This is a genomic window from Actinomycetota bacterium (genome assembly GCA_005888325.1).
In the GTDB taxonomy this organism is placed as follows: Bacteria; Actinomycetota; Acidimicrobiia; order Acidimicrobiales; family AC-14; genus AC-14.
In genome coordinates this window covers 80327-88719 of record VAWU01000023.1, presented here as the reverse complement: position 1 = coordinate 88719, position 8393 = coordinate 80327, and the positions used below count along the sequence as shown (strand labels likewise).

Below are 8393 nucleotides of genomic sequence, written 5' to 3'. Positions count from 1 at the left end.
ACCGGGCAGCCCGAGCGCTTGCCTGCGTAGTCGAACGGCGCGTGGGTCTCACCGAAGTTGATGAAGCCGAAGAATCGACGGCTGTGGTCGAGCCGCTCCAGCAAGAACCGGATCTGCGCGTCCGCGTCGGTGCCGGTGAACGAGAAGTCCTCGAAGCCCCACGTCAGCGACTCCTGGCGGAACCAGTTCATGGCGCCCGCGCCCACGACCTGGTATCCCGCGCTCCGCAGCCCGGTCAGCAGGTTGCCCTGCGACGCCACCGTCATCAGCGCGTGGCGGGCCACATTCGTCTCCCCGACCTCCACCAGGCCCAGCAGCTGCTTCCGGAAGCGGTTGTAGAACGGGAGGTCGTCGATCGCGTTCGGGAGGATCCCGACGAAGAAGGCCTGGTGCGCGGGGAACGTGAAGTTGGCCGGGGTTTGCGCGGGCACGACGTCGGCGAAGGAGTCGAGCACCGGCGTATCCGCGTCGACGAGCACGTCGAAGCGGCAGCTGTCGTACGTGAGCAGGAGGATGTTGGGGTCAGCCATACCCGAGCTCCTCGAGCAGGTCGCCTGCGATGGCGCGCCCGGCTCGTCGCTCCTCCGCCGACGGCGCGCGTGACGGCGTCGCCGTGATCTCGCAAGCCGCCCGCGCCCGCAGCGACGGGTCGGGCTCGACGTCGATGAACGCCAAGAGACGGTCGAGCGTGGAGGACGGGTCGGCGACGAGCTGCTCGTAGCGCACCTCCAGGCCGCGCCGCGCGGGCAGCCCGGCGAGCGCCGCACGCGCCGACGCAACGGCCAGGCGCCACTCGAGCAGCCCACGCCCGTAGTCGTCGGTGCACGCGTCGACACGCGCCGCCAGCCCCCGGTCGCGGGCCATGTCGGTCAGCAACGTCCACTTGTAGCCGTCGTGGCCGAACCAGGGCCCGTCGGCGGCACGCGCCGCGATCGACCGGGCGACCGCGTGGCCGTCGCGCACGAGGTGCACGAACAGGCTGTCGGGGCACAGCGCATCGAGGTAGCCGATCCGGAAGCCGTTGATCGGGAGCTTCTCGACCAGGCGCGCCGCGCCCTGCCGGCGCACCTCTGCGGCGAACAGGCGACGGATGCTCTCGCCTGCCGCGGGCGCGAGGTCGCCGGCCGTGAGCTCGAGGCGCCCACCTCGCATCCGCGCCTGGTCGCTCCACACGTCGGTCCGGGGCTCGCTCGCCCAGATGTGACGCGGCTCGTTCAGGTAGGCGAGCCCGCGGTGGTGCCCGAGAAGCGCGCCGAGCGCGGTGGTGCCCGACCGTCCGCACCCCACGACGAACACGGGACGATCGAGCTTCAGCCGTCGCGCGTTACGAAGCAACAAGGCGCCTCACCACGCGGTTCCACACGGCCGGGAGGCGGCGGCTCCAGCCCAGGACGATCCGGCGTCTGCGCTGCTCCTTCGTCCACCGCTCGAGGTCGGCCGCCGGCACCAGCTCGAAGCGGCGGTCGTCGAAGCAGTAGAGCGCGACACCGATGCGCGCGTCACGCGCCCGACGTCCGAGCCGTGCGAGATGCTCGTCGGGCCGCGTGCCCGCGGCGTACACCACGACCAGCAGGTCAGCGGGGCCCTGCTCCCGGCCTCCGGGGCCGACGGGCGGAGGGCTCACGCGCACTTGCGCGTCGGGGAAGAGCGCTTCCATCTCCGAGCGTACCTGCGCGACGAGCCACTCGATGCTGTCGACTGCGATGTCGTCGACCACGATGTCGACCGTCCTCGGGACGGCCAGGCCGGACGCGGCGAAGGCGTGGCGCAGGTAGATCATTCTGCGCGCGCGGCCAGCCCGCGTGAGGCCAGCTCGGCTTCGGCGCGCGCCGAATGGTCCTCGTGCAGCTGCTCGGCCAGCTCCGTCGCCAGGTCGCGGATGCCGTCGGCGAAGGCGATCAGGGGCTCGAACCCGAGCACCGCCCGCGCCCGGGTGAGGTCGGCTTGCGAATGGCGTACGTCGCCGACGCGGAATTTGCCGGTGACGACCGGCTCGGGCCCGTCGAGCGCGGCCGTGACCGCGCGCGCCACGTCGAGGAGCGAACGTCGCTCGCCACTGCCGACGTTGAGCACGCGGGCGGCAGGCTCGCCGGCAGCCGCGGCCGGGCCGTCGATGGCCAGCAGCGTCGCCCGGACGACGTCGCGCACGTGCACGAAGTCGCGGCTCTCCTCGCCGTCCTCGTAGACCTCGGGTGGGCGCCCGCCGAGGGCCCGGCTCACGAGGGCGGGGATCACGCCGGTGTAGGGGTTGGACAGCGACTGACGCGACCCGTAGACGTTGAAGTACCGCAACGCCACCACGGACAGGTCACGCGCCGCACCCACGACCAGGGTGGCCTGTTCCTGGCTGTGCTTGCTCACCGCGTAGACCGAGGCGGGGCGCAGCTCGCTGTCCTCGGGCGTCGGTATCACCGTCACCGGGCCGCCGCACTGCGGACATCGCGGCTCCCACGCTCCTGAGAGGAGCTGCGCCGTCGACCGCGAGCGCGGCGTCACCGCTCCGCACGTCGCGCAGCGGTAGGCACCTTCGCCGTAGACCGCACGCGACGAAGCGACCGCCAGCGCGCGCACGTCGCGGCGATCGTCGCCCAGCAGCTCGAGAAGCACACCCGTGCCCACCACGTTGACGTCGAGGTAGTCGCGCACTTGGTACATCGACTGACCCACACCCGTGTACGCGGCCAGGTGCACCACCACCTGCGCCCCGTCGAGCAGCGGCGCCAGCGTGTCGCGATCGCGCACGTCGCCGACGACGAGGCGTGCGTGCGGGTCGAGGTAGGGGGGTGGGGCGGACGCGGAGCCGTGGACCTGCGGGGTGAGGGTGTCGAGGACCGTGACCTCGTCGCCGCGCGCCAGCAGGGCGTCGACCAGGTGGGAGCCGATGAACCCGGCCCCGCCGGTGACCAGCACCCGTTCGCCCGCGACGTGACCGCCGCTCATGGTGACCCGTCCAGCGGGTAGCCGAGTCGGGCCAGGGCGGGGCCCGCCATCGCCTCGTAGCGCTGCCGGTCGTCGGCTGACAGCACGTCGCGCCAGTCGGGGCGCGCCGTCCCGAGGTGGTTGAGGGTACCGGCGCCGCTCTGCCGCTCGAGCGCCTCGAGCTCGTGGCGCGCGTTGAGGCGCACGGCCCGCTCGACGTCGGGGCCGGCCGCGGGCAGCCCGGCCAGCCGGGCCACCGCATCGACGTGACGCGCGGGCTCGGCCACGACGTCCTCGTAGCGAACGACGATGTGCCGGTCCGGCGCACGCGTTGCGAGGCCGTCCAGCCAGCCGGTGACGTGCTCGTGCCAGGGGCAGGGCCACGCGTCGTCGCGGAAGAAGAGCAGGCGCGGGTCGGAGCCGGGCGGCACCCGGCCCCGCTTCAACTGCAGCGAGTGGAACGACATGATGGCGTCGCGGCCGTCGCGCACGAGGTAGACGACCTTGGCCGGGATGTCGACGAAGGGCGTGTGGCTCTTGACGACGAGCGGGTCGAGGTGCCGGGGCCGGATGCGGTCGCTGCGGTGGACGTCCGGCACGGTGGCCGCCACCAGCTCGGGCGTCACCTCGGTGCCGTGAACGAGGGTGGTGAGCATGCACCGCAGCCAGGTGCTCCCGGAGCGGGGGAACGAGACGAGGTAGGTGTCGTCCGCCAGCACGCGCGAGAAGAGCATGGGATTGCCGGCGAAACGTTCCCTCCGTGCCGTCAGCCTCACGACGGTTGCTGCTCCTCGGCGTAGGAGTAGCCGCTCAGGAACTCGTAGCGCGCCGCCTGAGCCGCCACATGGTCGACGAACGAAGGGTCCCACGTGAGATCGGCGCGCGTCTGGTGGGGCGCGGAGAAGACCGCTCCCGTGCATGCATCGAGGTACGCGTCCGACGCGTCGACCCCGAGGAACCGACAGGCGCGGGCGAGGTGGGCGCGGGGGTCGGCCACGAACGCTTCGTGCCGCACGTCGAGCACGTCGGTCTCGGGCACCTCTTCCTTCACCCGGGCCACCGTGGCGCAGAGGTCGAAGTATCGCTGCGCGGCGCGCTCGAGGGTCTGGCCGCTGCGGCGGGCCATCGTCGTGATGTTGTCGAAGGGGCTGCGGACGACGTGCAAGAGCCGCACGGGCACCGCGACGGTGCGGCGCAGCCGCTCGAGCAGGTCGGGTCGCGCCCCCAGCCGTTCGGTCGTCTTCCCGCCCTTCTTGTCGCCGATGACGCGGAGCCGGGTGACGCGCCCCTGCCACTGGTCGGGCACGCGGTAGTCGTACCCGAACCACTGGCGTCCCGACGCGGTGAACGTGGCGTCGTGACTCAGGATGCGCGAGCAGATCGCGCCACGCGACCAGCCGGCGGCGACGAGGCGCAGGACGTCGAGCTCGTGGGCGATGACCATCTCCGGGTGGGCGTCGAGCAGGGAGCCCAGCAGGCTGTGGCCGCTGCGCGGGTAGCCGACGAAGATGCAGAAGCCCTCGACCGACGCGAGCTCGCGCCGTCGTCGGAGGCCGTCGAGCGAGGCGCCGAGCCGGGTCCGGCGCAGGCGGGTCATGCGCGCGCCGCCGTCGATGTGGCCGCCGTCGTCGACGTGGCCGCGGTCGCCGTCGTGGCCGTCGTCCTCGTCGTCCTCGTTGCCGCCGCTCGCTCGACCGCCCGGCGGGTGGCCTCGAGGTAGCCGCGTCCGGCGCGCGCATCGGGCTCGAGGTGGTTGCCCTCCGCCCACTCGTTCCAGGCGTTGACGAAGACCAGTGACTCTTCCCCGCCATCCACTGCCGCCCGGGCGAGACACGCCGCCAGCCAACGTTCGTAGCGCTCAGGAGTGGAGCCGGTGAGGACAACCCCGTCGCGCCGGCGCCGGGGGGTGTTGTCCCACGAGGGTGTCAGGCCGGGGAAGCGCCGGAACGGCGGCTGCGGCCGCGTCGTCATGGTCTCGGTCACCATCGCGTAGTCGTACACCCGGTGCTGCGAGAACGCGCGCGGCGCGAGCCCGGCGCGCGCCGCGGCGCGCCACGCGAGAGTGCGGCGCTGCGACCGGCCCAGGTCGGTCCAGTCGGGCTGATGCTCGACCGCGGCGTCGAACCCCAGCTCCGCGGGGTCGCCGTGCTCGCCGCGGAAGCTCTCCACCCGGCACAGCAGCAGCTCGCCGATGCCCGCGCGCTGCGCCTCGGCCCGCAGGATATCGGCTGTCCGGCGGGCGTCGGGAAGGGCGGCCGCCCGGTACACGAGGAAGACGGGCCGTCCGTCGATGCGCAGGTAACGGTCGTCGGCGAACGCGCCCGTCAGCCAGCGCGCGTGCGCGTGATCGTCGGCCGTGGAGTACGTCTGCTCGACGAGCACCGACGAGTCTCGACCGTCCCACGCGCGCGTCCACGGCTCGTTCGCCCAGCACAGGCAGAACGGAAAGTCGGGACGCCCGGTCGCCAGCACCTCGTCGAACGGTCGCTCGAGCAGGCGCCGGCCCTCGAACCAGTAGTGGTAGTAGCAGAAGGCGGAGATGCCGTGGGCCCGGGCCAGCTCGGCCTGCGCGACCCGCACCTCGGGCACCCGCAGGTCGTACAGGCCGAGATCGGCGGGCAGGTGCGGTTGCCGGTGCCCGGGGAAGAGGGGGCGGGCGGGCACCACGTTGCGCCAGTCGGTGAACCCCTTGCCCCACCATCGTCGTTGTCGGGGACGGGGTGGAACTGGGGCAGGTAGAACGCGACGACGCGGACCCGCGCCCCCCGCCCGTCGCCGCCACCCGCGACCGCCGGCTGCGGCAAGGGCCGGGCACCTCCGTGCGCGCGCAGCGTGCGGCCCACCGCGTACCTCACCTCGAGCGCCCGCAGGCGGCGCGAGCGCGCGAGCAGGGGGTACGACGCCACCACGCGCCGCCAGGCATCGAGCGGGCCGCGGTCGTGCGGGACGGCGGCCCGGAGCGCCTGCTCGGCGTGGCGCCGGGCGCGGGCGGCGAGATCGAGCGCCTCACGAGCGAGGTCGACCTGGCGGAAGGCCGCGACCGCGCGCACCCCGGCGAAGGCCGGCGCGGTGGCCAACTCCGCACGCAGCACGAGCGGGTCCAGCCATTCCTTGTGGAACCACAGACGGGTCCGGTTCGCCTCGCTGGCCGAGCCCGCGTGCACGCGGAACGTCGCCAGGCTCTCGGGCACGTACGCGAGCCCGGTGCTCGCTCCCACCCGGGCCCAGTACTCGAAGTCGCACAACGCCACGAGCGCCGGGTTGAAATGCCCGAACCGCGCGAAGGCGTCCCGGTCGACCAGCACGGCGGTGGGCTCGCCGACGAAGTTGACGCCGAAGTGGTCGAGCAGCGCGCGCTGCACCTGCTCCGCCGACACGAAGGGGACCTCGCCGAACAGACGGTCCAGCGAGTGCTCGAGCGTGAGCGAGTACTCGTCGCGCACGTCGAACCTGTCGTCGTCGAACTGAAGGGTACGGCGGCACACCACGAGCGGGCAGTCGGGCCGGCGGGCGCGCAGCAGGGTCTCGACGCAGGCCGGCGCGATCACGTCGTCCTGGAACACGAACTTGAGCCAGCGGCCCCGGGCGAGGGCGACGCAGCGGTTCCAGTTGGGTACCAGGCCGAGGTTGTCGGCGTTTCGCTCGACGCGGACCCGCGTGTCGCGCGCGCGGAAGCGCTCGACCACCGCGAGCGTTTCGTCCGTCGAGCCGTCGTCCACGACGAGCACCTCGAGGTCGCCGAACGTCTGCGCGACGACGCTCTCGAGGCACTCCTCGATGTGACGCGCACCGTTGAAGGTCGGCACGCACACGCTCACCTCGGGCTCAGTCACCGCGCCCGCCGAAGCGGATGCGCCGATAGAGCGCGTAGGTGCGGATCTTGAGCCGTCGCACGTTGACGATGCGCCGGTCGAACTCGCGGGCGCGCGCGAGCTTCTCGCGCAGCGCCTCACGCTCGGCGTAGAAATGGGCGTGCTCGACGAGCAGCTGGTCGACTCCCGGCGTTGCCGGGGGGAGCTCGGGCGCCACGAACCGGTCGCTGTAGCCCGCCACCTTCTCCAGCACGTCGAGGAGGGCGCGTTGCGCCTCGGTGACGTCGGGATCGCCGGCGAGATCGGCCGGCGACACCCGCGCGTGGCGCAGGCCGGAGTCGACGGCGCGCACGAAGGCATCACCGTCGCCCGCGCTGCCGAGCAGCTCGATCCCGTGGGAGACGAGCACCTCGCGCACCTGGCCCGCCCACGCGGCCGGGTCGCCCAGCACCTCGTCGACCGAGCTGACGTGCACCGGGTGGCCGTCGCTGTTGCGCAAGCTGTCGCGCACGTACCGCTCCCACAACGCCATCGAGACCACCTTGGTGAGCTCGTCGCGACGAGCAAGTGAGTCGACGACCTCCAACGGGTTCCGGTGGACCAGGAGCACGACCGGCCGGACCTCGAGCACGCGCTCCCAGAACGGCAGCGTGATGCAGGTGCGGGGGTCCTTCCACACCCACGGGCCGGCGCCGCCGTACACGTCGGCGAAGGCGACGCGCGCCTCGACGCGGAGCACGTCGAGTCGCGGCTCGCGCTCCCAACCCGATGCGAGCCGCGGCGGCCCGGCCCAGTTGCCGCCGAAGGCCCCGAGCACGGCGTCGTTGACGTCGCGCAGGCGCAGGCTCTCCCAGTGGCCACGGGGGTTGCCGTCGGTCGAGGGCACCATCGGTCCGCGGCCCACCGAGAGCCCGAGCAGGTTGACGAGGCGCGTAGCGGCGGACGTGCCGCTGCGGTGCATGCCCAGCACGACGGCGCCCGGGGTCAACATGCCCCCCGGAGGTGGCGCGCGATCACCGCGGCGCGGTGGTCGTAGGTGTGGTCGGCGAGCACGCGGCGCCGCCCCGCGTCACGAATCGCGTCCAGCTCGTCGGGGTTCGACAGGTAGTGGCGCAGCTTCTCGCGCAGGTCGTCGGCGTCGTCGAACACCACCACCTCGGTGCCGGGCTCGAAGCAGCGGACGAGGTCGGGCTTGAAGGTGGAGAACGACGTGCCCCCGCAGGCCGCCACCTCGAACACCCGGAAGTTCTCTCCCGCGATCATGTGGGGCCCGTGCACGTTGATCGAGACGCGGCTGGCGGAGTACACCTTCGTCTTCTTCAACCCGTAGACCGGCTCGGCGCGCACACACCGCTTCAGCGACTCTTCGACGCCGTCCCACCCCACGCCGTACACGCGGAGGTCCCACTCCGTGAGCTGGTCGAGCATCTTCACCCGGTCGGGGTGCTGCGTGCCGACGAACGAGACGTCGGCCGCGTACGACGCGCGCTCCTCCGCGGTGAGCTCGACCGGCCGGTGCTCCTCGGGGTCGGCACACGCGCACAGGTGCTCGACGCACCGGACCCCGGACGCCTCGAGCACGGGCACGAAGTGGGAGTCGAGCGCGAAGACGTGGTCGTAGAACGGGACGCTCGAGGCCTGGTGTCCCTGCCAGAGTCGTTG

6 protein-coding genes and 3 pseudogenes (1 of these 9 cut by a window edge) are annotated in these 8393 nt (G+C 72.6%); all 9 read right to left on the bottom strand.

Annotated features, from left to right (window positions below; translation table 11 throughout):
* Positions 1-530: pseudogene (locus tag E6G06_07645) on the bottom strand (hypothetical protein) (it extends 256 nt beyond the left edge of the window).
* On the bottom strand, positions 523-1338 hold the full coding sequence (locus tag E6G06_07640) for a sulfotransferase (GenBank protein ID TML92004.1): 816 nt from the start codon (positions 1336-1338) through the stop codon (positions 523-525). Before E6G06_07640 ends, E6G06_07645 begins: the two are co-directional and overlap by 8 nt.
* On the bottom strand, positions 1325-1780 hold the full coding sequence (locus E6G06_07635) for a hypothetical protein (protein ID TML92003.1): 456 nt from the start codon (positions 1778-1780) through the stop codon (positions 1325-1327). Before E6G06_07635 ends, E6G06_07640 begins: the two co-directional genes overlap by 14 nt.
* Complete coding sequence (locus E6G06_07630; GenBank protein ID TML92002.1) at positions 1777-2940, bottom strand: NAD-dependent epimerase/dehydratase family protein; 1164 nt, start codon at positions 2938-2940, stop codon at positions 1777-1779. The genes E6G06_07635 and E6G06_07630 overlap by 4 nt, the downstream gene beginning before the upstream one ends.
* Entirely contained in the window at positions 2937-3839 is a 903-nt protein-coding gene (locus E6G06_07625) for a sulfotransferase domain-containing protein (protein TML92001.1), read from the bottom strand. The genes E6G06_07630 and E6G06_07625 overlap by 4 nt, the downstream gene beginning before the upstream one ends.
* Complete coding sequence (locus E6G06_07620; protein ID TML92000.1) at positions 3692-4516, bottom strand: sulfotransferase; 825 nt, start codon at positions 4514-4516, stop codon at positions 3692-3694. Before E6G06_07620 ends, E6G06_07625 begins: the two co-directional genes overlap by 148 nt.
* Positions 4513-5723: pseudogene (locus E6G06_07615) on the bottom strand (glycosyl hydrolase). Before E6G06_07615 ends, E6G06_07620 begins: the two are co-directional and overlap by 4 nt.
* 312 nt (positions 5724-6035) lie before the next feature.
* Positions 6036-6887, bottom strand: a pseudogene (locus tag E6G06_07610) (glycosyltransferase family 2 protein).
* An 828-nt stretch (positions 6888-7715) separates the two neighbouring features.
* On the bottom strand, positions 7716-8393 hold a 678-nt coding region (locus E6G06_07605), incomplete at its 5' end, for a hypothetical protein (GenBank protein ID TML91999.1).